The following is a 24,919-nucleotide window of genomic DNA, read 5'->3' as shown; positions in this document are numbered from 1 at the left end:
GACGTCGTCCTTGCTGGCCGGGGCGCGCGGCGGGCCACCGGCCGGCGCGCCGCCGGGGGCGGGCGGAAGCGCACTCGGCTGCGGGGCGGCCTTGGTGCCGAAGAGTTCGGGGCGCCGCTCCTTCAGCTTCTCTGCAGCACCCCGCACGGTGCTCTCGTCGGCGCTGTCGTCGACGCGGAGCAGGGCGGCCGCGTCCTCGAGGTCGTCACCAGTCGCACCCAGGCCGAAGTCGAAGCACTCGCCGCGAAGGAGAAGGCCCAGGGCCAGCGCGCCGGCGCCCGCACCGCCCTCGAGGAGTTCGCCACCGAGCACGGCTTCAGCAACGTCGACGACGCCAAGGCGTTCATCACCGCCGCCCGCAAGGCCCAGCAGGACGCCCTCTCCGAGGACGAGAAGCGCCGCCAGCAGCTGGAGCAGCGCGAACGCGAACTGACCGCCAGGGAAGCCGCGGCAACGGTCCGCGAGCGCGACGCCCATCGGCGGACCGTCCTCGTCGGCCTCGGTGCGACTGGTGACGACCTCGAGGACGCGGCCGCCCTGCTCCGCGTCGACGACAGCGCCGACGAGAGCACCGTGCGGGGTGCTGCAGAGAAGCTGAAGGAGCGGCGCCCCGAACTCTTCGGCACCAAGGCCGCCCCGCAGCCGAGTGCGCTTCCGCCCGCCCCCGGCGGCGCGCCGGCCGGTGGCCCGCCGCGCGCCCCGGCCAGCAAGGACGACGTCCAGGCCCGCGCCCGTAAGCGTGCCGAGCAGATGGGATTCCGGCGCCCCGACGCCGCCTGATCCCACCCGAGCTGAGGGACCACGCCCTCTCCGCACCACCCCCGTGGACGACACCCGACAGGTGTCCGCACCCCCAGTGCCACCCCACATTCCACGGGAGGAGATCGGCGTGGACCTCCAGCCGATGACCCGCACCGAGACCGTGACCGCCGACCGGCGGTGGCTGCGCAACCTGCACGGCTCGGGCATGAACACCACGATCACCCTCGACGTCGCCAAGTTCACGTCGGGCACCCACTACCTGCCGGCCACGGCCACGACCCCGCAGGCCGTGTTCAAGTCGGGCCTGCCGCTTGGCAAGGTCACCGCATCGGGCCTGTACGCCCCCTACACCTCGGGCGCGACCGACGGCACGGAGGTCCTCGCTGGACTCCTCGCCACGGACACGCACTTCAACCCGGCCTCCACGAAGGTCGGCGGGGCGCTCCTGGTACACGGCGACGTCGACACCGCCAAGCTCCCCGTCGCACTCACCGTGCCCGATGCGGCCAGCCGCACCGACCTCATCCACTTCTCCTGAGAAAGGGCGACTGAGTCATGCTTGAGACCCTGCTCAGGGACATCGACGCCACCGAGATCAACGCGTTCGCGCGGGCGGTGCAGACCCCGGCGGACTACGCGCTGACCCTCTCCGTCATGCCGGAGAAGACGATCAACAGCGTGAAGTTCCGGATCAAGTCCACGTCCCGCCGAGTGAACGCGGCGAAGTACCGGGCGTGGGACGCGCAGACCGCCGTCGCGACCCGCGAGGCCAAGCGCATCGTCACCGAGGGCATGCTCCCGCCCCTGGGCCAGAAGTACCTGGTCGGCGAGCTCGAGCAGATCCTCCTCGACACCTCCCGCGGCGCCGACGCGTCCGAGCTCGTGGAACTGCTCTACCAGGACGTGGCCGCGCACGTGCAGTCCATCAAGTCCCGCCTCGAGCTCGCCGTCGGCGACCTCCTCACCGACGGCAAGTTCACCCTGTCCGGGGAGAACGGACTCACCGTCGAGTACGACGCCGGTGTCCCCTCCGCGAACATGCCGACCGCAGCCACCGCGTGGACCGACCCGACCGCGGACGCCCTCAAGGACGAGATGGCCTGGATCGAGACGCTCCGCGCCTCCGGCGCCCCGCTCCCGTCCCGCGTCGTCACCTCCTACAAGGCCCGCGCCCTCCTCGCCGCGAACAACGCCTACCGGGCCGCGTTCTACGGCAGCGTGTCCCCGTCGACCACCCCGACCGCCGTCCTCGCCCCGAACGAGGTCGACGTCGTCCGCGCCCGCTACGGCCTCCCGCCGATCAGCGTGTACGACGTTCAGATCCCCCTGGACGACGGCACGATGAAGCGCCCGCTTCCCGAGGACCGGTGGCTGATGCTGCCCCCGAACCCGCAGACGTGGGGCGAGACGCAGTACGGCGTCACCGCCGAGTCCCTCGTGCTGTCCTCCGGCGGGAACCCCGCCATCGAGCGGGAGGAAGCCCCCGGCATCGTCGTCACCCACGGCTACAAGGACGACCCGGTTCAGGTGTGGACCAAGGGCGCGGCCGTCGCCATGCCGGTGCTGTACGTGCCGGACATCCACATCACCGCCAAGGTCTTCTGATGGGCGCCCGGCTGGCAGCGACCGTGTACGTCACGGACCCGGACACGCACCAGACCGTGCGCCTGGACGAGGGAAGCGAGCCCGACACGAGGCTCGCCGCCCTCATCACGAACCCGGCAGCGTGGGAAGACGGCACCCTCCCCGCCGCAGCGAAGCAGGCCGCCGAATCCTCCGACCCCACGGGCGAGGACGACGACGCGGACACCAAGCCGGCCGCCAAGCGGGCGGCCCGTAAGCCGGCCCGGGGCCGGACGGCCGCCGACGAGGGCACCGGCGGCCAGTAAGCGGAGGCGGGCCCGCCCCTGGTGGGGCGCCGCGGCGGGCCCGCCCCTGCCCCTTCTCACACCCACACGCTTCGGAGGTACCGGTGGACGCAGCCGTACAGGCCTGGCTCCTTGCCGAACTCGGCGCCAACACCGACGTGGCCGACCTGGAGCAGCGCTACCAGCGCCTCCACTCCGCACGTGCGGTCGCGATCGAAGTGGTGCGTGGCCGTCTCGCGGAACTACGCGGCCAGCCAGCCACCGTGTCCGTGTCTGGGGTGGTGTCCGTGTCCTACGCCGAATCCATCAAGGCCTACGAGCGGCAGCTCGCCGCCCTCATCGGAGGGGAACCCCCGGCACCGGACGACCCCGACGACGGCATCAGCGACACCGGGTTCGGGACGATTCAGCTCATCGAACGGCCTCGCCGATGACCACCCCCACCCAGGAACGGACCGGGCAGCACGAGGAACTCCTCGCCCTCGTCGGCGTCCTCCTGACTCGCCTTGTCCGCACGTGGAGGACCCTCACTACCGCCCAGGACACCCTCCTCCGCACGCTGGAGCGGATCAGGCCCGGCATGGGCGCCACCCCGCGGATCCGTGACGCGGTCCGTCAGTACAACCAGCAGGTCGCCCGCTTCGACCGGGAGGTACGGGCGCTCGTCGAACGCTGGGCGGCCACCGACCTGCCGACCGCGTACCGCGACGGCGCCCTCAATGCCCTGCGGCGGGCCCAGCGGGACGTGGCCCTGTTCCGGTGGACGACCGACCACCAAGCAGCCCTCACCCCTCTCACCGCGATCTTCTACGCCGACCTGATCCGCCGCATCCAGGAGACCGTACGCCGCGCCCAGGCGTTCGCCCGAGCCGCCCAGGACGCTGCCCGCGAGGTTGCCGCAGGACGCCAGCACGAAGGCATCAACAGTGCCCGTCTCGCCGCCGACCACCCACTCACCACCGTCATCTACGCCGACCAGTCCCGGCACCCCGTCGAGGCATGGGCCCGGTCCGCACTGATGTGGCAGGGGGTCGTCGCAGCGAACACAGGAGCGGTCAATACGGCCCGATGGGAGCTGGACGCCCAGTGGATGCAGTGCGTCGATGGCCCGGCATGTGGATTCGTCTCACACCCGGACACCGACCACGCCGACGGCACGATCCGCAGCATCGACGACGCGTCCATGTACCCCGCTGCCCACCACGGGTGCATCCGCTCCTGGATCCCCCGCCCCGATCTCAACGGCCGCACCGATATCGAATCCGGAGACCCTGCATGACCGCCCCGCAGAAGTTCCGCAAGAAGCCCGTCGAAATCACCGCCATCCAGTTCACCGGCGACAACGCCCATGAGGTTTGGGACGCGTTCGGCACGGACGGGATTTACGGGCCCACGGAGGGGAACCCGGACTACCTGATCCTCGTCACCGTGCACGGTGACGAGGCCCCAGCGCGCCCCGGCGACTGGGTCATCCCCGACGGCAAGCCTGGCACGTTCTATCCCTGCAAGCCGGACATCTTCGCCAACACCTACGAACCGGTCGGAGACCCGGCATGACCGCCATCGACTACGACCTAGAGTTCATCGAGCACCGAACCGGCTGGTTCCGGAAGCGGTACACCATCGAACTGATCTCCATCGCGCTCGTCTCCGAAGATGGCCGTACCTACTACGCCGCGAACCGAGACATGCCCGTCCGACGCATTCGGCGGCACGCGTGGCTGATGAAGAACGTCGTCCCGCACCTCCCGAAGGGGCAGGGCGACATGCGGAACAGAATGTCGAACCGCTGGCTGTTTCACTACGGCGACCCCCGCGTGAAACCGCAAGAGCAGATCGCGCGCGAGGTCGCCGAGTTCATCCAGGCGACGGACAACGTGGAGCTGTGGGCCGACTACGGTGCCTACGACCACGTCCGACTCTGTTGGCTGTGGGGCCTGATGGTCGATCTCCCCGACGGTGTCCCCATGTTCACCAACGACATCCAGCAGGAAGCCCGACGTCTCGGCTTCACCTGGGACCAACTGCCCAAGCAGGAGTCCGGTGAGCATGACGCCTTGGCCGACGCCCGCCACAACCAGGTGAAGCGGCGCTGGCTCGCAGAGCAGGCGGCGGCGCAATGAGCGCGCCCAGCATGGCCGACGAGCCCCGCCACGTCCGGATCACTGCCGACGGCGTCATGGGGAAGGTCGAGATCGACGGTGCCGACATCAGCCGCTCGATCCGAGGCTACGAGCTCCAGCACCAGGTCGGCGGCCCCCCGGTGCTCGTACTCCACACCGTCCCACATCGGGGGCTCGACTTCGAAGGCCTCGCTCACGTTGCCGTCGCCCCACCCAAGCAGGACGAGGGTGAGCTGGTGGCCGCGTTCCTTCAGAACGTCGACGCGGCCGCCCTCGAACGCGCCGCTCTGGCCCGTGATGACCTCGACGACAGCCGCCACGAACTCACCGTCGCCATGCTCCAGCAGCTTGCCGACTGGGCGCAGGGGAGGACCTGATGGCCGGACTCGACGCGGCACTCGCCGGAGTTACCGCATGGATCGGGGACAACCTCCTCATCGACACCGTCCGCGTCACCCTGCCCGCCACCGGTGACCCGGTCCTGAACGAGGCCACGGGGCAGCTCGAGTACCCCGACGGCGACATCCTCTACGAAGGGCCCGGCGCGGTGCAGGGCTCCGCCGCCCAGGCAGAGATCTCCGCCGTCCCGGACCACAACCTGCCCTGGGTGCAGGAAACCACCTCCCGGTACCGGCTTCTCACCCCCCTGCCCGCCCCGATCCCACCGAAGGACGCCGTGGTCACCGTGGTGGCCGTCCACGACCCGGCACATACCGGGCTCCTCGGCCGGTCCTGGACCTGTACCGACCCCGGCCGGGCCGGCACCGTCGAAGTCGTCCGCATCACCCCGCTCGACCAACTCCGGACGGGGGCGCCGTGACCCCCGACGAACTCGCCGACCGCCTCGACCACGCCGCAACCCGCATCGGGCCCGCGATCCAGAGGGCCGTCCGGCACACCGGAGAGCTCGGACGCGCCCGGATCCGCGGCAACGCGTCCGGCCGGCCCGGCCCGAACGTCATCACCGGCGCCTACCGCAACTCCTGGGAGACGCAGACCCGTCGCCTTCCGTACGGGGCGATGTGCACCATCGGCACGAACGCCCCTCAAGGCCGCCGCCTCGAGTTCGGGTTCGTCGGACCAGACAGTCTCGGGCGCGTCTACAACCAGCCCCCGTTCCCGCACGTCGGCCCAGCCATCGACTACATCGGGACGACGCTGATGATGGAGATGCGGTACGCCATCGCGGAGGTGCTCCAGTGATTCCCCGACGCCCCGTCACCGCCGCCCTGGCCGCGCTCCTCGCATCCGCTACGGCCCTGCCGGTCGGCCGCGGCCGCATGCCCGACGCGAACCCCCCGTACTACCTGCTGTACCCCCTCGACACCGGCCTCGACGGGCCGCCGCTCGCCGACACCCACGACGACATCACCCTCGTCTACCAGGTGACATCCGTGTCCGGACCCGACCCCACCCGGCCCGGATCCGCCGGCACTCTCGACCAGGCCGAACTCCTCGCCGACAAGGCCCGTGCGGCAATCCTCGGCCGCGATCCTGCGTCCGGAGAGTGGTCGCACCCACTCACGATCCCCGGCGCCAAGGTCATGTGCCGGGAACTGGACGTCGAGCCAGGGGGAACGACCGACCCCACTGATGGGATCATCAGCTATGTGCAGAGGTTCAGGCTCGCCCTGACCCCCGCCTGACCCCTGGCCAGGCGATTTACCGCACCGCGGCGGCCCCAGCGCGGACGCGTCACCACCCGGTGGCCGACTCCCACACACGCGTGAGCATTCCAAAGGGGCCCAGCATGGCCAGGTTCAACCGCAAGGGCGTAACGAAGATCCTCTTCGCCGAGACGATTGCCGACCTCGGCTACATGCCGACGCTCGTCGAAATCACCGGCGCGACCGACTACACGAAGCAGACCGCCGCAGTCGACGGGTTCTCCATCGAGAACCAAGAGATCGAAACCCCGGACATGGAGTCCACGTTCGTCGCGAAGATCCCCGGCGACGACTCCGCTGCCGACTCCTCCCTCACGTTCTACGAGGACGACACCACCGACACCATCGAGACAGACCTGGCCAAGGGCACCACCGGGTTCATCCTGATCGCCCGGAAGGGCAAGGCGGCAGGCACCAAAGGCCTCGACGTCTACCCCGTGCGCGTCGCATCGACGTCGGCCGCGATCACCGCCGACAACGAGGCCGCCAAGATCATGGTGAAGTTCTCCATCACGGACCGTCCGCTGCTCAACGCGACGATCCCGGCGACCTGACCCGACCTCCCCACTGCTCCCGGTCGGGCCCGACGCGTGTTCGGGAAGGGGCGCCTGTTGGCGCCCGGCCGGGTCCCTTCCCCTCTGATGGAGGACCACCCCATGCCTACTGCCGCCAAGACCGCTGCCGCGAAGCCCACTCCGCCCACCAGCGCCATCGCCAAGGACGCCCACTGGGCCGCAACCCAGGAGCGGCTCCGTAACCGCACCCGGGCCACAGCCACGCTGACCATCTGCGACAACCTCGAAGCCCGCAAGGCCCTCGACGTCGCCCGGTACGCGCTGCGCCGCATCGAGGGCGAGGCTGCAGACCGGCCGGACGACCAGGCCGTAAAGGACGCGGTAGCCGCCGCAAAGGCCGATGTCGACACCGCGCAGGCTGCGTTCGATGAGACGTCGATCGTCCTCACGTTCCGGGCCCTGCCCCGCCTTGAGTTCGAGGCGCTGAAGAAGGCACACCCGGCGACGGAGGAGCAGGCCGAGGACGGGCACGACCTGAACGTCGAGACACTCGGCCCCGAGCTGATCGCGGCCGCGTCCGTGGACGGCATGCCGGTCGAGGCCGCCCGCGAGTACCTCGACACCTGGTCCGAGGCCGAGGCCGCCGAGCTCTTCAACGTGGCATGGGGCGTGCAGCAGACGACCCGCATGGACCTGGGAAAAGGCTGATCGCCGATGAACGGCTCCGAGGAGAACTCGAACTCTGCGACCGATGGGGCATCCCACACTCGCAGTTCCGGGGCATCGGCGACGGCACCTGGACCCCGCGCGACCGGGCCAAAGCCCTCGCCTACCTCGAGTACCAGCGCACCGTCTGCCCGCAGTGCAACACCCGCTACGACGACTGGGACCACGGCGGCCCCGGCGAAGACGACGCCTACGCCGTCACCGTCCAGCGGTGCGTCGGCTGCCAGGTCATCGCCGACAAGCAGGCCGAACTGGGCCGAGACGGCGACGCGGACAACCACGGCATGAAGGTCGCCCTGATCCCCGCCGCTACTGCCGCGGCAATCGAGGCGCAGAAGGAACTCGCCAGCACCCGGCGAACCCGCACCACAGACGACGACTGAACGACACAGAGAGGGGAGGGCGGACCGGATGGCGAACTGGAACCTGTCGGTCGACCTGCGAGGTCACGGCAACGACCTAGCCCAGTCCCTCAAGTCCGCTGCCAAGCACGCCCGAACCCTGAGCTCGGCAGCCCGGACCGCGAAGACCGAGGTCCGGGAGCTCGGCCAGGCATCCCAGACCGCGACCCGGCACATCCGCACCCTCGGTACCGCGGCCCGCACCACCGCCCGCCGCCTCAACAGCCTCGGGAACGACGCACGCACCGCCGGTCGCCAGCTGGGCCGGTACGGGGACGCCGCCCGAACGGCGAACCGTCACGTCAACGCCCTCGGCGACAACTCCCGCACCACCGGGAGGCAACTCGCCCGCATGTCCGGCCAGATCGACACTGCCGTCCGCGACCTCCTCCGCCTCGCCCAGGCCGCGCAACGCGCCTCCACCCACATGAGAGGGCTCAGCGACCGCGGCACTCTACGCCGCATGGCAGCCGACACCGGGCGTCTTCGCAGCCAGCTCATCGGTGCCGCGTCCCTCCTGTCCGGCGGTGCCCTCGTGATGGGCATTGGCGACATGGTCAAGCACGGCAACGAGTACCAGCAGAGCATGAACACGTTCGGCGCGGTGACGTCCGCGAACCGGATGCAGATGCAGCGCGCTGCGGCGACCGCCGCTCAGCTCGGCAACGACCTGACCCTCCCCGCGGCGACCGCCGCCGAAGCCGCCGAGGCAATGGTGGAACTCGCCAAGGCTGGCTTCCGGACCGACCAGGCCATCTCCGCGACCCGGGCCAGCCTTACCCTCGCCTCCGCCGCCCAGGTCAACGCTGCCGACAGCGCCAAGTATTTGGGCGACATGATGGACCAATTCGGCATGGGCGCCGACCAGGCCGGAGTTGCCGCCGATACCCTCGCCGCGACCGCGAACGCTGCGTCCGGCGACATCATCGACATCTACTACGCCATGAAATATGCCGGGCCAGTGGCGCACGGCCTCGGCGTCAACATGCAGGAAGCTGCCAGCGCGGTCGGCATGCTCGGTAAGGCGGGCATCCTCGGCCAGACCGCCGGAACCACGCTGCGCGGCATGATGGCCAACCTTGCGTCCCCGACGAAACAGATGACGCAGGGCCTCGAGGCCATGGGTATCCAGGCGTGGGACGCCCAGGGCCGGTTCAAGGGCCTTCGGTACGTCATCGATGGCCTGTCCAAGGCGCAGCACCGCATGACTCAGCAGGACTTCGCCGCCGCGGTGAAGCAGTCCATGGGCAAGCCCGCCATGTCCGGGGCCATCGCACTCGCCCACCAAGGCGTCGACTCATTCGACGCGCTCATGGCCGCCGTGTCGGACACCGGGGCCGCCTCCGACATTGCCGCGGCGAAGGGCAAGGGCCTCGCCGGTGCGATGCTGCAGCTGAAGACCCAGTCGAAGCAGACCGGCCTGGCCATCTACGACGGCATGGCGCCCGGACTGGAGTTCCTGACCCGCGGCGTCACCAGCGGCCTGTCCAAAGCCACCCCGAAGATCGAGTCCTTTTTCGCCTACCTGAACGACGCCGCGACCCTGTTCGGCCCGGACATTGCCGCAGCCGCCCGCAGCACGTTCGCCGACATCGGTGACGCCGCCGACGACATGCTCACCCCCTTCAAGGAGCTCGGCGGAGACGCAGCCGCCTCTGCCCTCCACGTCCTCCTGTCGGCCGGCCAGATGGTCGTCGATGTCCTGAAGAACCTCGCCGAGGGTGCCACCCCCGTCGTATCCGCCCTGGGAGACATCGCTGGAGAAGGCAGCGGAGTAGCGGACTCCCTGGACATTGCGGTCATGGCCCTGGACGCCGCGGCCGAAGCCGTGTCGTTCCTGTCCCAGATCCTTGGCCCCGTTGGGCACCTCATCGGCGGACTCGTCTCCGGATTCGGGGCACTGCCCGCCCCGGTACAGGCCGCAGTCCTCGCGATGCTGCTGATGCGCCGCGTCGGCCCGGTCATCCAGTCCACCGCGACAGGTATCGGCACCCGCCTCACCGGCGCCTACCGGTCCCTGAACGCGCAGATGGCTGTACAGCGGACCCTGGCCGCCTCGTCGGGGGCGTCCATCGGCCGCTACGGGGCGGCGTTCGCTGTCCTGCAGACCAGGGTCCCCGTCATCGGCGCCATGGGTGCCTCCTTCCGGGCCGCATCCGCCAGCGCGACCGGGTTCGGCGGCGCCCTGCGCGGTGTCACCGCGGCCGCCGGCACCGGGCTCCGGTCTGCGATGGGCGGCCTCATGGGGGTCATGGGCGGCCCCTGGGGCGTCGCTCTCGCCGCTGCCACCGTTGGCCTGGGCATGCTCGCCTCTCGACAGCAGAAGGCTGCCGCCGCAGCCGCCGAGCACCAGCAGCAGATCTCCAGCCTCTCCCAGGCACTGCGCGAGTCGAACGGCATGGTCGATGAGAACGTCCGCGCCATCGCCGCCGAGAACCTCATGGGGCAGAAGGTCAAGACGACTCTGGATGGTCAGCAGCGTCTCGTCGACCTGGCCCGCAAGGCCAAGGTTCCGATGTCGCAACTCGTCGACGCGTACACCAACCAGGGCACATCCCTGAAGACGCTGCAGAGAGAACTCGCTGCCGCGGCCGAGGCACAGAAGGCCATGGTCATGGACCCGGAAACGGGGCAGACCAGCGAGGCATTCACCGTCCAGGGGCGTGCCGCGGATGACCTCCGCAAGGCCCTCGGCGGCCTGGGCGGGGACTTCGAGAAGGCAGCAGCGGACGCCAAGTCCTTCAACGAGGGCGTGAAGGGGGCCGGGTCCACCACCGCGTACGACCGGCTGAAGGACGCCGTCGGGGCCCTGGCGGACAAGACTGCCGACGCCGACTCCCGCACCCGCGCCCTGCGCGACGCCCTCGACCTCCTGTCCGGCGGTTCCGTCAGCCTGCAGGCCGCGCAGGCCCGCGTGAACGAGGCGATCACCAACGCCAACGAGGCCATGGCTGCTGGTATCGACAAGGCGGACGGGTGGGGGAAGGCGCTTGTCGGGGCGAACGGGGCACTGGACACCACGACGAAGAACGGCCAGCAGCTGTTCTCGACCCTCGACACGATTGCCGACTCCAGCTCGTCCGCCGCAGTAGCCGCGTACGACTTCGCGCAGTCACAGGGCAAGACAGTGCCGCAGTCCATTCAGTCCGCGACTCGTGAGATGCAGACCGCCCGCGACTCCGCGATCAAGCTTGCCGAAGGCTACGGCCTGTCGAAGAAGCAGGCCGCCGGAGTCGCGGACGCGATGGGTCTCATCCCCGGCCGGGTGTCGATCCTCCTGCAGACAGAAGGCGTCGACACCGCGCTCGCGGAGCTCCTCGGAGTCCAAGCCGAGTTCGAACGCTTCCCTGCAAAGAAAACCATCAAGGTCGACGCACTGGGAGCGGAGGCGAAGAAGGAACTCGAGGACATCGGGTACAAGATCCAGCTGATCCCGGGGACCCGCGAGTACAAAATCACCGCCCCGACAAAGGCGGCCCGCGCCGAGTTGGACCTCCTCATCGCGAAGCTCGGCCAGACCAACGGCAAGACCCTCGACATCAAGGCGCCCACCGGCAAGGTCAAGGCCGAGCTGCAAACAATTCAGGACAAGGTCCGCGCCACCAAGGGCAAGACGCTCACCATCAAGGCCCCCACTGACGGGGCCCGGCAGCAGCTCGAAGCCCTCGGCTTCAAAATCAAGAACACCAAGGGCAAGACCGTCACGATCAGCGTCCCGACCGGAGACGCCACCCGCAACGCCGCAATCATCCAGTCCGCCATCAACAACATCCGCGGCAAATCCGTCAGCATCTACCTCAATTACAAGAAGACCGGGAACGACCGCGACGCCAACGGCGTCCCCGACATGGTCCAGGCGCCACAGGCCCGCGGCTCCGTCTTGGACTTCTACGCAAACGGCGGCACGAACCGGCGCGGCATCCGGGAGAACCACACCGCCCAGATCGCCCCCGCTGGCGCATGGCGGGTCTGGGCCGAGGAAGAGACCGGCGGCGAGGCGTACATCCCCCTCGCTACCTCCAAGCGCGGACGCTCCCGTGCCATTACGGAAGAGACGATCCGGCGCCTCGGCGGCGACCCCCGCAGCGTGCAATGGAACGCCGACGGGACCGTCACCGACTGGACGTACGACCCCGTGTCCGGATCGCTGTACTCGTCGTCCGATGCTGGGCAGGCCGCCCACAAGACGAAGAAGGTCAAGTACAAGTCCAAGGGCAAAACGAAGACAAAGGAAGTCGACTACTTCGACCTGGGCGCCCTCGAGAAGAAGCTCAAATCGAACAGCAAGGCCACAGCCACCTGGTCGAAGAACCTCACCACCGTGGCAGACCGGGCCGGTGCCGACGTCGCCGACGCCCTGGCCGCCATGGGTGAGGACGGCATCAAGCTCACCGCGAAGATGGCCAAGGGCTCGAAGAAGTACGTCGACGAGATGGCCAAGGCGCTACGCGGACTGGCCGCAACGGCCAAGGCCTCGCTCACGGACTACACCCGGCAACTGTCCAAGGCGAACACCGCCGACGCCACCTTCGCGAAGAACCTGATCGCCCTGTCCGCGAAGGGCTACGGCGACCTCGCGAAGCAGCTCGCCGCCCAGGGCGACCAGGCCGCCATGGAACTCGCGGCCGCAGCGGTGAAGGACAGCAAGAAGGCGTCCAGCGCGAACAGCGCCGCGAAGACTGCGAACAACGCGCTCACCTCGGACCAGGTGCAGCAGCTCGTCGCCATCATCGCCGCCGTCAAGACGTCTAAGACGGGCCTGCATGCGGTCGCGGACACGACCGGGTTCGGCGAAGACGAGATCATCACGGTCGCCAACAAGGCCAAGGGCCAGATCAGCAGCTCCCTCGGGTCGCGGGCCACCCAGTTCCTCGCCGACCTGGCCCGCGCCAACAAGGGCCTCTCGTACGCGAACGGCGGGATTCGGGAGGGCATCTACGCCACCCGCGCCGGCGCTGTCACCTTCGCGGAGCCGTCCACCGGCGGGGAGGCGTATATCCCGCTCGGCGCGAACAAGCGGCGCGCCGCCACCAACGTGCTGCGCGACGTCGCCAACCGGTTCGGGGTCGGCCTCACCGACATCTCCGCCACCCGGCCGGTCGTCATTGTTCGCGACGGCGGCGACACCCACGTCACCGTCACCGCAGTCCGCACCGGGGCTTCCGCCTCGGACATCGGATCGCAGGTAGGCCGCTCGGTGCGCCGGGCCCGTAGGGGAGGGGTGAACGCTCGTGCCGCTGCCTGAGCTCACTGACTGGCAGTACGACCTCGGAGGCGTCCTCATGGGCGCCGGAACCCCGGTCCAGGTCAGCGAGACGACCGGGCTGGGCAGGCCACCAGTCCGGGACAACGACGTTGACCAACCGTCCATGGACGGGGCGTTCGCCGGGCCCGACTACTACGCGGGCCGGCAGGTCCAGTTCGACGCGGCCGTCCGTATCCCCGGCGATCCGGCCGCCTGCCACGACGTGGTGGCTGCCCTGCAGGCCGCCGCGGACGATCCGGCGGTACGACTGGCGGGCGGCGCGACGATGCCGCTGCGCATCAAGCGCCCCGGCCGACCGGTCAAACAGCTTCAAGGGCGCCTGCGACGGGTCGACCCCGAGTTCAAGCAGGTCATCCACGGCTACGTCCCTCTCGACCTGGAGTTCATCGCCACCGACCCGACGTACTACGCAGACGAGGAGACGACCACCGAGATCCCGCTCGGCTGGCTGACCGGCGGAGGATTCGCCGCCCCCGTCGTCGCGCCGATCTTCGTGCAGTCGGGTACGACGGCTGCCGATCGGCCCGGCTGGGTCACCAACCAGGGGACCGGGGACGCGTGGCCCGTCATCCGGATCGCCGGCCCGGTCGCCACGGTCACCGTCACCCACGTCGCATCCGGCCGGCAGCTGTCCATGCCGACGCTGAACCTGACCAGCTCGAGCCAGTGGGTCGAGATCGACACCCGGCCCGGCTACCGCACCGTCCGCCGGGAGAACGGCGGCAATGCCTCAACCGCACTCTCGGCCGCCTCCCGCATCGACCTGTTCAGCCTGCCGCCCGGCCAGTCCGAGATGCGGTGGACCGGCTTCGACAGCACGAACACCGCCCGCATGCGCCTGACCTGGCGCGACGCCTACACCGCCCTCTGAGGAGCGCACACGTCATGGCCCTTTTCCCCGTGCCGATCCTCACGAACGGCGCCACGCACTCCGCCCAGCAGTTCCGCATGATGGTCCGCGACCTCGTGTCCGGCGCCGAGGGCATCACCCAGGGCACTGACCTCAAGGTCACCCAACTTGCCACCCCCGGCACCAGCGTCCAGGTCGGGGACGGGTCCGGTGTCGTCCGCGGCCGCGTCAACGCCTTCCAGGGCACGTACTCGGTCTGCAACATTGGCGCCGCCACCGTCCCGATCGCAGCCACGGGCGGCACGGCACGCTCGGACATGGTCATCCTCCGTGTCGAGGACCCCGAGTACGAAGGCACCCTCAACCCCGTCGTCGACCAGATCAACTACTTCCAGGTCATCTCGAACGTCTCGTCCAGCGCGACAACGATCCCTGATGGCCGGACGGGTATCCCGCTGGCCCGGATCGACATCCCTGCGTCGACGTCCACGATCACCAACGCCATGATCAAGGACATCCGGCAGGTGGCCGCGCCGCGCCGGGAGAGCCGTCTGTGGACCCAGTCCCCGACGGCCCTCTCAACCGAGATCACCGGCAGCGCCAGCGTCTTCTCCTACTTCACGACCGCGGCTGGGTGGACCATCCCGATCCCGGCCTGGGCCAGCACCGTTCGCATCACCATCACCGCGTCCCAGATCCGGTACTCCACCGCCCCCTACTACGGGGGCCTGCGCGCCACCTTCGGCGCCTCCCTCACCGTCCAGCCCGTCAACCTCGACGACAACCAGAGCGGGATCCGCCGCGGCACCGTCGCCGCCGCCGACACCCTCACCATCCCCGACGCCTACCGCGGCACCAGCCAGCTCCTGCGCCTCCAGGCCGCCGGGTACACCGGCAACACCGGCAAGGTCGGCGTCGACGGCAGTACGACGCTCATCGCGCAGGTCGAGTTCGAAGAGGCCGCCCGATGACCTCTGTCCCGGACCGGGTCCTCACCCAGCACGCCCTGACGGGGGAGTGGCTGTCACTCGCCCTGCCCGTGGGAGAGCTGGAGTACGGCGACGAGCTCAACGGTCCCGGATCCCTCACCGGCACCCTGTCCCCCCGCCTCCTCTCGCAGAACCCGACCCTCCTCGACCCGGGCACCACACTCATCTACGTCGAGTCCGCCGGCCAGCTCCGGTGGGGCGGCCTCGTCTGGGACATCCGCCCCCAAGGCGACAGCCTCCAGCTCGAGGCGGCAGGCTGGTCGTCGTACCTGATGCACCGGTACGACGTGGACGGACAGCTCGGCGCCCGCGGCCCGTACACCTACGCCGACCGGTGCCAGGTCATCCGCGACGTCTGGGCCTACGCCCAGTCCATCGCGGATGGCAACCTCGGCGTCACCGTCGACCCCGTCACCTCCACGTCCACCGTCGGCACCCCGGCCGAACGCTACGACTCGAACTGGTGGGACGGGCGCGCCCTGGGCGACATCGTCGACGACATGGTGTCCGCCGAGGCCAGCCCCGACTACACCTGCACCGTCGCCTGGAACTCAGGCAAGACGGCCCCGGTGCGCCGGATCCGGCTCGGCTGGCCGCGCCTCGGCGCCCGCCGTACCGACATCATGTTCTCCTCCAGCACGAACATTCTCGAGGACCCGGAGATCCCGTTCAGCGGGGACGACTACGCGCAGGTCGTCATCGGCATGGGCGCCGGCGACGGATCGGCGAAACGACGGCAGATCTCCGCCGTCCGCAACGGCCGCCTCCGCCTCGAGCACGTCGTCGACTACCCGGAGGTCAAGGGCAACGACGTCCTCGCCTCCCTGACCGCGGCCGAACGCGGCCGCCGCGAGGTCCTCGGCTCCGTCGACCAGATCATCATCCGCGACACCCCGGCCGCGCCCTTCGGGTCCTGGCAGGTCGGCGACGACGTGTACACCCGCGTCCATAACCCGTGGGTCGACTACGTCGGCTGGCGCCGCATCACCGGCTGGACCATCAAGCCCGACGCCCCCGGCGGCCCCCAGGCCGTCATCGACCTCAAGCCCGCCGACGCCTACAAATACGGAGGAGTCTCATGACTGACATCGGCCGGACCCTGGCCCGACTCGAGAAGCGCCTCGCCGCCGTCGAGCGAACCGCCCGCCTGTCCGCCGCCTCCCTGGACAACACGGCCCTCGAGGTCCGCGACGGCAGCGGATCCCTGCGCGGCATCGTGGGCCAGCAAGGCGACGGCACCACCGCGGTGAACATCGTCAACGGCGCCCCGCCCCCGGCCCCCTCCACGCCGACCGTGGCACCGGCCATCGGCGGAGTCTCGGCAGGATGGGACGGAGCTTTCGCCAACGGAGCGATCATCCCCCTCGACTGGGCCCGGGTCGAAGTCCATGCCTCGCCCGCCGCCGCTTTCGTGCCGGGGCCGGACACCTTGAAGGCGACGATTGAGACCGCTCAGGGCGGCGTGGTTTACATCCCCAGCACTGTGCCCCTGTACGTGGCTCTCTTGGCTCGTAACACCTCGGGGGTGGCATCCCTTGCCACGGCGCAGATCGGACCGTACGCGCCGAAGCCCGTCGCGGGGGAGATCGGCATCGGGGAGATCACCGAGACCCTCATCGCGGACGGCGCGGTCACCACCCCGAAGGTCTTCGCGAACGCAGTCACCACCGCCAAGCTGGCCGCCGGGTCCGTCGACGCCGTCGCCCTCAAGGCCGACGCCATCACCGGAAAGACCATCACAGGCGGTACCGTCACCGGTGCCACGCTCCAGACCTCGAGCACAGGCCAGCGCGTCAAGGTCATCCCCAGCAACTCCGCAGGCATCCCGGCAGTCCAGCTCTACTCGGGCGCCAGCACCGAAACCGCCCCGGGCGAGCTCGTCGCCTCCGTCATTAACACAGGCCACCCCCGCCCCTACGCGGCGCTCTGGGCCCCCACCGTGGCCGCCACCGACACCAGTGCCACCCTGCAGCTCACCTCGGGCGGCGGACCCGACAACGACCAGGGCGAATGGGAGATCTCCACCGGGGACGGGTCCGGCGGCCTGACCCGCCTCTACGCGTACGCCTCCGACGGCGGCCCCAACCCCGGGCAGATCACGGCCACGATCTACGACCCCGCCGGCAGCGGAACAACCGCTGAACTCAGCGTCTACAACAAGGTCCTGGAGTGGACCGACGCCAACAACCAGGGCTTCACCTACACCTCCGACCCGGCCCTCGGCCCCGTAGGCATGCACGTCACCGGAGACATCACCATCGGAGGCATCGCGCAAGGCCGCGGCTACGCCGCCTTCCAAGCCCGATCCACTGCCACCGGGACCGCCTCCACCAGCACGGAACCCATAGCCCTCACGCAGACCGGTGTCGTCATCAAGACAGGGCGCGCCTACCGCATCAAGGTGCACGGTCTCGCCCAGAACAACACGGCGAACACCGGCGTCCGGATCCGCATCAGGAAAACGAACGCCACCGGCGCCGTATGGCTCGACACGTTCACCGTCACCACCCCCAACGCCGGGGCGAACTACCAGTACAACAACGAACACATCATCATCAACGAGACCGGCGCGGACATCACCACGACCCTCGTCATGACCTGGACCAGCGTCGCCGGCGGCAGCAGCACCCTCAACGCAGGCCTGGGGCTCTACACCGCCTTCGAAGTCTTCGACATCGGGCCCTCCACCAACTTCCCCACCGCCCAATCCGTCACCTGAAAGGAACCCCCACATGGCACTGACCAGCCCCACCTCACCAACAAGTCATCACGGTGCGTCGTCTCCATCCAGAGCATCGACCGAGACATCAGGATCACCGTGCCTCTCAACGCCGATCAGGTTGCGACCTGGGAGGACCAGGACCTCACCAGCCGTGTCGACGACCTGATTGCCGCCATCAAGGGGTTCCTGGTTGCTGGCGAGACACTCCGTGTCGACGTCGCCTGGGAAGGCACCGGCAGGGCAGAAATCATCGTCAGCGACCAGGTAATCGAAGCGCCCGCCGCCGAACCAGCCGAGGAACCTGTTTCCTGACCATTCCGACCAGGGGCAGCGACCAGTTGGCCCCGCCGTACGCTGACTCATAGGGCGACCCTCCGCCCGCACCACCCCCGAGGGACTGCAACCCGGCTGACGGCCGACGCAGCACATCAGCCATCCAGCTCTGGGCGCGGGGAGTGCAGGAGCACGGGCGAGTGCCCACCGATCTCACGATCCACCAGTACAACCCCCAGCCCGGCCTCGGCCGGCACCTCGTGCTGGACCCGCGCAGCCTCGCCTACCGCCGCCCCTACGACGGACAACCGCTCCGCGCCACGGCGTGGGAGCCGCGAATCCCCGTCCTCGACCAGCGGAACCTCCTCGCTCAGGGCATCCGCACTGCGCAGGCGTACGGGCTGGACGCTGACGTGGACGCCCTCGCCTCCTGCACGGGCAACGCCGCCACAGCTCTCCTGTCGATCCTTCTCACCCCCGAACAGGCCTACGCCGCCTCGCTGAACACCTCAGATGCTGCGGACGCCGAGCACTTCGCGATCGGCCTGTACGCCGACGCCACCACCTGCGACCAGTGGTCCGACATGACGTGGCCGTCGCAGGACGTCGGCTCGTCCGGTCTCGGCGTCGCCAAGGCCCTCCGCGCCCGGGGGCTCATCGACCAGTACGGGCACGCCACCACAGCGGAGGAACTCTGCGTGCTCCTGCAGACCGGGCCAGCCCTGATGGGGCTGCCCTGGTACGCCGCCATGTCCGACCCAGGCCCCGGCGGATTCATCGACGCCGATTCCGACTGGACCAGCTCCCCGCTCGAAGGCGGACACGAGGTCTGCATCACCGCCCTCGAAGACGTCGCCCTGGTCGACGGCGCTCTCGATCCCGCCCGTACCGTCCTGCGCTTCCGCCAATCATGGGGGGCCGCATGGGGCGACCAAGGAGACGGCCGGTTCTACCTCTCCACCTACCTGCAGCTTCTCGAGCAGGTCGACATCATCCAGCCCCGCCTAGACGGAGTTACCCCATGAAGCTTGTCACCCGATCCGACCTCGGCTGGCCCGCGTCAGCAGCGCCGACACAGACCAGTACCAAGGGCGTGAAGGTCCACTACGAGGGGACCGCAGTCTCCGTCAAGCTGTCGACAGATCACGACGCGTGCATCGCCGAGTGGAAGGCGATACGCAAGTCCCACCTCGCCAACAAGGTCGAAAACTACAGCGACGTCGCCTACAACTACGCGGCCTGCCCTCACGGATACCTCCTCGAAGGCCGCAGCATCGGTCGCCGCACCGGCGCCAACGGCAACCAGGCCCTCAACCAGGCGCACTACGCGATCGTCGGTCTCGTCGGATCATCCGGCCTGACCGAGCCGACCGACGCCATGCTGTCCGCGATCCGCGACGGCATTGAGCTGCTCCGCAAGAACGGCGCTGGAGGCGAGATCAAGGGGCACCGTGACGGCTACGCCACCGCCTGCCCCGGCGGCCCGCTGTACGCCTGGGTGAAGAAGGGCGCCCCTCGGCCCGCCGGCGGATCGACGCCGCCGCCGAGCACTGGGGGCGGAACCAGCCCGAGCGCCACGTACACGGTGAAGAAGGGGGACACGCTCTCCTCCATTGCCACCGCACACAAGACGACCGTGGCCGCTCTGGCGGAGCTGAACAGTCTCAAGGACCCGAACAAGCTGACCATCGGCCAGAAGCTCAAGGTGCCCGGCAAGTCGTCGGCTCCCAGCGCCCAGCAACTGGAGCCGTTTCCCGGCGCTTCGTTCTTCCACGGCGGCCGTCACTCTGCCGTCATCACCGCGATGGGAAGACGGCTGGTTGCGGAGGGCTGCGGCGCCTACAGCAGTGGGCCCGGTCCGAACTGGACAAACGCCGATCGATCGTCCTACGCCGCATGGCAGCGGAAGCTCGGCTACACGGGCTCGGCCGCCGACGGAATTCCGGGCGCAGCGTCGTGGGCAAAACTCCGCGTCCCCAAGTCCTGACCACCCCACCCCGTCCCTCAAGGAGAACCTCGTGAAGATCTTCGGCCGTGAACCGGCCCTCATCATCGCTACTGTGTCGGCCGCCCTGTCGCTCCTGGTGTCCTTCAACGCCGGGCTGACCGGGGAGCAGGCCGGCGCGATCGTGGCCGCCCTGTCCGCCGTGTTTGCCGCAGTCACCGCAGTCGTCACTCGGCCGATCGCCCCGTCCGCGTTCACCGGCCTCGTCGCAGCAGCCGTCGCGCTGCTTGCCGCGTACGGCTTCAGCGTCTCCCCGGAGACGGTCGGCGCCCTGAACGCCGTGGTCCTCGCCGTCCTCGGCCTCCTGACCCGAGGCCAGGTTTCGCCGACCAAGCCGACCAGCGCCTGAGGTGGAGTAACCCCGTGCCCGACGAGCCGACTCTCGGCGAGGTGATGCGCCGCCTGGAAGACGTACGCACCGACCTCAAGGACGACTTCCGGGAGCTCGGCCTCCGCCTCGACAGCAAAGTGTCCCTGGAGAGGTACCAGCTCGAGCAGGTGGCGCGCGACGACGCGTTGAAGCTGCTGATCGAGCGAGTCCGGGGCATTGAGGAGGCGAGGGAGCAGGCCGCTCAGAACCGCAGGGAAGAAGAGCAGCGGGCGGCTGACCGGAGGGCCGCTGATCGCCGCCTGATTTTCACAGCCCTCGTCGCCCCCGTGCTGCTGCTGATCCTGACCGTATACCTGAACGCCCAGGGGGCGGGAGCATGAGACGACACAAGAATACGGGCGCGGAACGGCGCCGCAGCGACCTCCTGTTCGGGCTGGGGGCTGCGGTGGCGCTGGCGGCGTTCGGGCTCCTCGTCGTCATGCTGCAGGGCCTGTCCCATGACCTCCGCACCGCGAACGAGGCCAGGGACGCCCTGGCGCAGCAAGTGGAGCAGCTCGGGGAATCCCCGGTGGCCGGCCCGCCAGGAAGCCGCGGCCAGCCCGGCGATTCAGTCGTCGGCCCTGCGGGCTTGAAGGGCGACCGGGGAGACAAGGGGGAGCCCGGGGTGCCTGGTCCTACCGGTCCGACTGGGCCGGTAGGACCCTCCGGAAGCCCCGGCATCGACGGGGTCGGCACGCCCGGAACGCCTGGCCCGTCCGGCGCGCCGGGGGCAGACGGGGCCAAGGGAGACCCCGGACCGGCAGGGCCGCCAGGGGCCGACGGCAAGAACGGCTCCGATGGGGCGCCGCCGGCCGCGTGGACGTACACCGACTCCGCCGGGGCTACGTACCAGTGCAGTCGGGTCGACGACTTCGACCCGAGCAGCCCTCGGTACCGGTGCACGCTCACCAGTGCACCGACCCCTACCAGCGACTCGTCGACCGCAGCCGTACTGAGGAGACCTCGGTAAGCACCGTGAAGGGCCCCCGATCAGGGGTTCTGTCCTATAAAAATTCACACCAAGTAACATGATCTTGCCCGACTTGACAGCCCCACCATGTCGCTAGGGCACCTGCTGGACAGGGTGTTCGGTCGCCCGTCATGCTGTGCGGATGTTCCGACGTGGATGGCGAGCGTGGCAGGACCGACGGGCACAGAACCGTGGTGTGGCGGCCCGGATGAACGCGTTCTACGACTCGCTCTCGGGGCAGGAGAGGACGTCTGCCCAGGATGTCGCCATCAAGTACGGTCGAGAAGTCGACTCCCTGCGTCTACTACGCGCGAAGAACACCTCGGCCGCCCCGTACTACGTCGGGCTGTCCTCAGAGATGGGGAGCTTCACCCATGTCACCAAACGGGTTGTTCTGGTCACGGACACCATGCTGCTGTCCGAGCACGGCACCGGAGCTGTGCACCAGCTTGGGTTCTGGCCAACCGAAACCCGTATCGTCGACCCATCAGGAACCGGAGCGGAATACGGCACAGGTCGGATCAGTCGCTACGGAATGGTGACCAAGGACATTGGAGAGCTAGGCCAGTGGCTCCTGAATGCTGAGCCTCTGCTACGCAGTGGGCTGGTTTGGTATTTTCCGATCAAAATTACCGGGGCCTCTGTCCGTGATTCGGACCTTGACCGGGAACCTCCGAATCCCGATCCGCTCCCTTCGTTCAGTGACCAGTCGATCGACTTTGTGGTGGAGCACGGCCGTGCCGTGGATCTGTCGAGGGCCAAGCCGTTGGCCAGCCGGGTAGTCCGGCCGATCCTGGAGATTGATCTGCCCTTCATCGATGGGCTCAGCCTCAGCGACTTCGCGCAGGTCACCAGCGAGGAGTTCGACTCCTACACCCAGTACCGCGACTTCATGCGCTCTCGGCTCCTCGACCTCGACGACGCGCTGGAAGCGGTCGACTCCCAGGTCGCCCTGGAACGGATCGCGCTCACCATCCGCGACGAGTTGCGCGCCGCTACCGCGGAAATCAACAAAGCGGCCCGGTCCCGGGCCCTGATCCGGTCCGGTGCCGTACTGGGGTCGACGAGCGCCGTCCTCGCTGCGGTGCGTCCCGAAGCCCTCCAAGGCGCGCTTGCCACCAGCGCGACGATCGCGGCCGGCGCAACCGGCTTGTGGCCGACCATCCAGGCATTTGCTGACATCAAACCCAAACGCGCACACGGCAAGTGGCACTACGTATGGGTCCTGCAAAAGAAGGCCGCCCGCTGAGTCGCGTGTGGGGCAGCCCGCTCCGACGATCGGGACTCGCGAACGCGCGCGGTTCCTACTCGACCGCCAAGCACTCCGCTGGGGTCACCCTCTCGCGCCACTTCGCCCCGTCCTGGTGAACAACCCGCTGGTCAGGAACCGGGCGTCCGTCTGCTCGTCTCGGTACGGGCATGAGGACTTTCGATGCGGTGCATGTGTCCAAGCCGGGCTTGGTTGTGGTGGAGGTGGCGGCCGGCGACGAGGAGACGGCTCTGGCCGCGGTCGCGGAGCTGGGTGAGCGGTGGGCGACATCGGGTCCGTCGGAGGTGTGGCGGGTGCCGGGTGAGCCGGGGGTGCGGGTGCGGACGTACGCGGATGTGCGACCGGTATCCTGACGCGGAGGTGCCCCCGGCCACTGATCCTGGCCGGGGGCACCGTGCTGTTCGGCTTACTGGGCGGTCCATTCGTTGCCTGTGCGGACCCAGCAGAGCCACTCGCCCCAGTGTCCGTCCGACCACTTTTCAATTGTGATCCGGTTGGCACTGGTAGTCGCCTTCTCGGCCTCGCCCGCCGCGCGGACGGCGGCTTCCGAGGTGTAGGGCTTGTGGGTCGGGCCGTCGAGGGACGGCAGAGTGGTCCGCCACGGCTTGGACGGTCGGCTCATGGTCGTGGTCCTCACTGCTTGGTGGTGCGGGCGGCCAGGTCCTCGTCGACGACGCGGTGGGCGACGTCTCGGAGGGGCGACGTCGACTGAAAGAAGTGGCCACGACGGTACTCGCGAACCTCGACACCTGCGGCATCAAGGAGCCGCAGATAGCTGATAGATCCGTAGGCGCGGAACATTCGGACTGCGGTCTCTTCGGCTGCTACCTCCGAATCCACCGAGCGAGCCTCGATGTTGGGCGTCGGGTAGTACTGGTGGCGACCGTCGCGGATTCCGCCGGTGATGGCGTTCAGGGTCAGCATGGTTGTGGTCCTCACTGCTCGGTGGTGGGCCCGTACTGGGTGCCGTCGTCGTAGATGCCGCTCGTGATCGTGCTTCTCACTGCTCGGTGTAACGGTAGGTTGCGCTTTCAGTGCGGAAGTTTCCTTTTGAGGCGGGCTTCAGATTGACTTGCTTGCGGGCTTCTTCGTCGGCGGGGTCCAGCGTGATGGCGATATATGCCTCGTTCGGGTCGGCGACGTGGATCACCTCGGTCACCTCCCAGCGCGCGCTGCCATGCTGGGGGTCTTCCCACTCGAAGAACTCTCCCGTCCTCGGGACGACAGGCAGCTGCACGGTCCAGTCGGCATGGGGGAAGTGCAGCGACATCTTGATGCCTTGGTCCGGACGGACGGCTTTGACCGGGCCGATGACGGCGATGGTGCGGCCGTGGCGGGTGAGGGCAATGACTTGCCCGGTGGTTCGAGCGTGGTCGGCGATGTCGCCGAGTTGAGCGCGGGCGGCTTCGATGCCGTAGGACTTCTCCATGAAGAAACCTTAAGGTCTGTAAGGTCTTGATCGCAAGGGGTTCACCCTCTTCCACTCAAGCGCCACCCAGGGTTCTGATGCGCGATAAGCTCACTTCTGGTTGATCAGCCCGGTTCGTCCGACCTCAGCTCCGTCTGCAACTCGGCGAGCGCGGCTTCGCACTCACCCCGCCCGCGCACAGCGAAGAATCGCACTGTTCGAGCAATCCCCTCGCCAGGTGACCGCGGCGGGGGCAACGTTGTTGCCTCACTCCAGATAATGTTCCCTCACCCCAGTCAGAAGCCGTGCGGCGGGACCGCCTTGTGATCACCCTCGTATAATTTCCCTTGTAGGTGGCTCTTGCATGAGCCGCCCTGAGAAGGGATCTTCCGTTCCGATGCCGCAGCCGCACATCACCGCCGACGACGTACAGGCGCTCCAGGCCTTCATCGAGGACCGCGTCAACGAGGAGTGGGAGGCGATCAACACCGACGAGGACCTGGACCCCGATGCCGCCGCCCGCTTCTACCGAGTCTCGAACTCCAACAAGTACGGGCTCGCGGGCATGGCCGAGTCCGTCGTGCACCTCCTCGCCCAGGGCAACGCCGAGGCCGTCGAACGGGCCTGGCATCTACTGACCGGCGCGGGTGAGCAGTGGCGGGAGCACCCCGACTACCTCTCCGCCTGGGAGAACCCTCAGATGGCCCGCGTTCGTCTGGCGCTTGGGGGCTGAC

General features: G+C 68.8%; 31 protein-coding genes. 28 read left to right on the top strand and 3 right to left on the bottom strand.

From position 1 onward, the window contains the following. The 27 genes from EAO76_RS44830 to EAO76_RS26425 form a co-directional block, all read left to right on the top strand. Positions 1 to 780: hypothetical protein (locus EAO76_RS44830; RefSeq protein ID WP_222872206.1), on the top strand; the 780-nt coding region annotated here is incomplete at its 5' end. Positions 781 to 889: 109 nt separating this feature from the next. Beyond that, a complete protein-coding gene (locus EAO76_RS26555) occupies positions 890 to 1,300 on the top strand; it encodes a head decoration protein (RefSeq protein WP_262375768.1) in 411 nt (136 codons plus the stop codon). 17 nt (positions 1,301 to 1,317) lie between these two features. Next, the gene (locus EAO76_RS26550) at positions 1,318 to 2,367 is read left to right on the top strand and encodes a major capsid protein (RefSeq protein WP_148838465.1); all 1,050 of its coding nucleotides are present in this window, start codon (positions 1,318 to 1,320) and stop codon (positions 2,365 to 2,367) included. Continuing rightward, entirely contained in the window at positions 2,367 to 2,651 is a 285-nt protein-coding gene (locus EAO76_RS26545; protein ID WP_148838464.1) for a hypothetical protein, read from the top strand. The genes EAO76_RS26550 and EAO76_RS26545 overlap by 1 nt, the downstream gene beginning before the upstream one ends. Positions 2,652 to 2,734: 83 nt before the next feature. Next, positions 2,735 to 3,064, top strand: a complete 330-nt coding sequence (locus tag EAO76_RS26540) for a hypothetical protein (protein WP_148838463.1) — start codon at positions 2,735 to 2,737, stop codon at positions 3,062 to 3,064. After that, positions 3,061 to 3,909, top strand: coding sequence for a hypothetical protein (locus EAO76_RS26535; protein ID WP_148838462.1), 849 nt, complete (start codon positions 3,061 to 3,063; stop codon positions 3,907 to 3,909). The genes EAO76_RS26540 and EAO76_RS26535 overlap by 4 nt, the downstream gene beginning before the upstream one ends. Further along, the gene (locus EAO76_RS26530; RefSeq protein WP_148838461.1) at positions 3,906 to 4,187 is read left to right on the top strand and encodes a hypothetical protein; all 282 of its coding nucleotides are present in this window, start codon (positions 3,906 to 3,908) and stop codon (positions 4,185 to 4,187) included. Before EAO76_RS26535 ends, EAO76_RS26530 begins: the two co-directional genes overlap by 4 nt. Continuing rightward, the gene (locus EAO76_RS26525) at positions 4,184 to 4,753 is read left to right on the top strand and encodes a 3'-5' exoribonuclease domain-containing protein (RefSeq protein ID WP_148838460.1); all 570 of its coding nucleotides are present in this window, start codon (positions 4,184 to 4,186) and stop codon (positions 4,751 to 4,753) included. The genes EAO76_RS26530 and EAO76_RS26525 overlap by 4 nt, the downstream gene beginning before the upstream one ends. Before the next feature lie 11 nt (positions 4,754 to 4,764). Further along, complete coding sequence (locus EAO76_RS26520) at positions 4,765 to 5,130, top strand: hypothetical protein (protein ID WP_148838459.1); 366 nt, start codon at positions 4,765 to 4,767, stop codon at positions 5,128 to 5,130. Beyond that, on the top strand, positions 5,130 to 5,573 hold the full coding sequence (locus EAO76_RS26515; RefSeq protein WP_148838458.1) for a DUF6093 family protein: 444 nt from the start codon (positions 5,130 to 5,132) through the stop codon (positions 5,571 to 5,573). The genes EAO76_RS26520 and EAO76_RS26515 overlap by 1 nt, the downstream gene beginning before the upstream one ends. Next, positions 5,570 to 5,956: an HK97 gp10 family phage protein gene (locus EAO76_RS26510; RefSeq protein ID WP_148838457.1), complete on the top strand. Its 387-nt coding sequence runs from the start codon at positions 5,570 to 5,572 to the stop codon at positions 5,954 to 5,956. The genes EAO76_RS26515 and EAO76_RS26510 overlap by 4 nt, the downstream gene beginning before the upstream one ends. Then, positions 5,953 to 6,399 carry a hypothetical protein gene (locus EAO76_RS26505; protein WP_148838456.1) on the top strand — a complete coding sequence of 149 codons (447 nt, stop codon included), beginning with the start codon at positions 5,953 to 5,955 and terminating at the stop codon, positions 6,397 to 6,399. The genes EAO76_RS26510 and EAO76_RS26505 overlap by 4 nt, the downstream gene beginning before the upstream one ends. Before the next feature lie 104 nt (positions 6,400 to 6,503). Then, the gene (locus EAO76_RS26500) at positions 6,504 to 6,974 is read left to right on the top strand and encodes a hypothetical protein (RefSeq protein ID WP_148838455.1); all 471 of its coding nucleotides are present in this window, start codon (positions 6,504 to 6,506) and stop codon (positions 6,972 to 6,974) included. Positions 6,975 to 7,076: 102 nt separating this feature from the next. Then, positions 7,077 to 7,643, top strand: a complete 567-nt coding sequence (locus EAO76_RS26495) for a hypothetical protein (protein WP_148838454.1) — start codon at positions 7,077 to 7,079, stop codon at positions 7,641 to 7,643. Further along, on the top strand, positions 7,598 to 8,044 hold the full coding sequence (locus tag EAO76_RS26490) for a hypothetical protein (RefSeq protein ID WP_148838453.1): 447 nt from the start codon (positions 7,598 to 7,600) through the stop codon (positions 8,042 to 8,044). Before EAO76_RS26495 ends, EAO76_RS26490 begins: the two co-directional genes overlap by 46 nt. Before the next feature lie 28 nt (positions 8,045 to 8,072). Then, on the top strand, positions 8,073 to 13,307 hold the full coding sequence (locus EAO76_RS26485) for a phage tail tape measure protein (RefSeq protein WP_148838452.1): 5,235 nt from the start codon (positions 8,073 to 8,075) through the stop codon (positions 13,305 to 13,307). Next, positions 13,294 to 14,199 carry a phage tail domain-containing protein gene (locus tag EAO76_RS26480; protein ID WP_148838451.1) on the top strand — a complete coding sequence of 302 codons (906 nt, stop codon included), beginning with the start codon at positions 13,294 to 13,296 and terminating at the stop codon, positions 14,197 to 14,199. The genes EAO76_RS26485 and EAO76_RS26480 overlap by 14 nt, the downstream gene beginning before the upstream one ends. A 14-nt stretch (positions 14,200 to 14,213) precedes the next feature. Beyond that, on the top strand, positions 14,214 to 15,149 hold the full coding sequence (locus tag EAO76_RS26475) for a hypothetical protein (protein WP_148838450.1): 936 nt from the start codon (positions 14,214 to 14,216) through the stop codon (positions 15,147 to 15,149). Continuing rightward, on the top strand, positions 15,146 to 16,249 hold the full coding sequence (locus EAO76_RS26470; protein WP_148838449.1) for a hypothetical protein: 1,104 nt from the start codon (positions 15,146 to 15,148) through the stop codon (positions 16,247 to 16,249). Before EAO76_RS26475 ends, EAO76_RS26470 begins: the two co-directional genes overlap by 4 nt. Next, positions 16,246 to 17,886, top strand: a complete 1,641-nt coding sequence (locus tag EAO76_RS26465; protein ID WP_148838448.1) for a hypothetical protein — start codon at positions 16,246 to 16,248, stop codon at positions 17,884 to 17,886. The genes EAO76_RS26470 and EAO76_RS26465 overlap by 4 nt, the downstream gene beginning before the upstream one ends. 99 nt (positions 17,887 to 17,985) lie before the next feature. After that, positions 17,986 to 18,201, top strand: coding sequence for a hypothetical protein (locus EAO76_RS26460; protein WP_148838447.1), 216 nt, complete (start codon positions 17,986 to 17,988; stop codon positions 18,199 to 18,201). Positions 18,202 to 18,362: 161 nt separating this feature from the next. Further along, positions 18,363 to 19,187 carry a hypothetical protein gene (locus tag EAO76_RS26455; protein WP_148838446.1) on the top strand — a complete coding sequence of 275 codons (825 nt, stop codon included), beginning with the start codon at positions 18,363 to 18,365 and terminating at the stop codon, positions 19,185 to 19,187. Continuing rightward, positions 19,184 to 20,149: a peptidoglycan-binding protein gene (locus tag EAO76_RS26450; RefSeq protein WP_148838445.1), complete on the top strand. Its 966-nt coding sequence runs from the start codon at positions 19,184 to 19,186 to the stop codon at positions 20,147 to 20,149. The genes EAO76_RS26455 and EAO76_RS26450 overlap by 4 nt, the downstream gene beginning before the upstream one ends. A gap of 31 nt (positions 20,150 to 20,180) precedes the next feature. Beyond that, positions 20,181 to 20,516 carry a hypothetical protein gene (locus EAO76_RS26445; RefSeq protein ID WP_148838444.1) on the top strand — a complete coding sequence of 112 codons (336 nt, stop codon included), beginning with the start codon at positions 20,181 to 20,183 and terminating at the stop codon, positions 20,514 to 20,516. Positions 20,517 to 20,530: 14 nt separating this feature from the next. Then, the gene (locus EAO76_RS26440) at positions 20,531 to 20,878 is read left to right on the top strand and encodes a hypothetical protein (protein ID WP_148838443.1); all 348 of its coding nucleotides are present in this window, start codon (positions 20,531 to 20,533) and stop codon (positions 20,876 to 20,878) included. Between the two features lie 837 nt (positions 20,879 to 21,715). Beyond that, positions 21,716 to 22,756, top strand: a complete 1,041-nt coding sequence (locus EAO76_RS26430; RefSeq protein WP_148838441.1) for a hypothetical protein — start codon at positions 21,716 to 21,718, stop codon at positions 22,754 to 22,756. A gap of 170 nt (positions 22,757 to 22,926) precedes the next feature. Next, positions 22,927 to 23,130, top strand: coding sequence for a DUF6207 family protein (locus EAO76_RS26425; RefSeq protein ID WP_148838440.1), 204 nt, complete (start codon positions 22,927 to 22,929; stop codon positions 23,128 to 23,130). Positions 23,131 to 23,183: 53 nt separating this feature from the next. On the opposite strand, the gene EAO76_RS26420 is transcribed toward EAO76_RS26425, so the two are convergent. The 3 genes from EAO76_RS26420 to EAO76_RS26410 all read right to left on the bottom strand — a co-directional run bounded on the left by EAO76_RS26420 (position 23,184) and on the right by EAO76_RS26410 (position 24,206). Further along, complete coding sequence (locus EAO76_RS26420) at positions 23,184 to 23,399, bottom strand: hypothetical protein (protein ID WP_148838439.1); 216 nt, start codon at positions 23,397 to 23,399, stop codon at positions 23,184 to 23,186. 11 nt (positions 23,400 to 23,410) lie between these two features. Next, positions 23,411 to 23,701, bottom strand: a complete 291-nt coding sequence (locus EAO76_RS26415; protein WP_148838438.1) for a hypothetical protein — start codon at positions 23,699 to 23,701, stop codon at positions 23,411 to 23,413. 76 nt (positions 23,702 to 23,777) lie between these two features. Continuing rightward, a complete protein-coding gene (locus EAO76_RS26410; RefSeq protein WP_148838437.1) occupies positions 23,778 to 24,206 on the bottom strand; it encodes a type II toxin-antitoxin system Phd/YefM family antitoxin in 429 nt (142 codons plus the stop codon). A gap of 376 nt (positions 24,207 to 24,582) precedes the next feature. Here EAO76_RS26410 and EAO76_RS26405 point away from each other — a divergent pair, with 376 nt between their 5' ends. Beyond that, entirely contained in the window at positions 24,583 to 24,918 is a 336-nt protein-coding gene (locus tag EAO76_RS26405; protein ID WP_148838436.1) for a hypothetical protein, read from the top strand. The last annotated feature ends 1 nt before the right edge of the window (position 24,919 follow it).

It is taken from the genome of Streptomyces sp. sk2.1 (assembly GCF_008120935.1).
Lineage (GTDB): Bacteria > Actinomycetota > Actinomycetes > Streptomycetales > Streptomycetaceae > Streptomyces.
The sequence above is the reverse complement of the archived record's forward strand: the minus strand, read 5'-3'. Positions and strand labels throughout refer to the sequence as shown.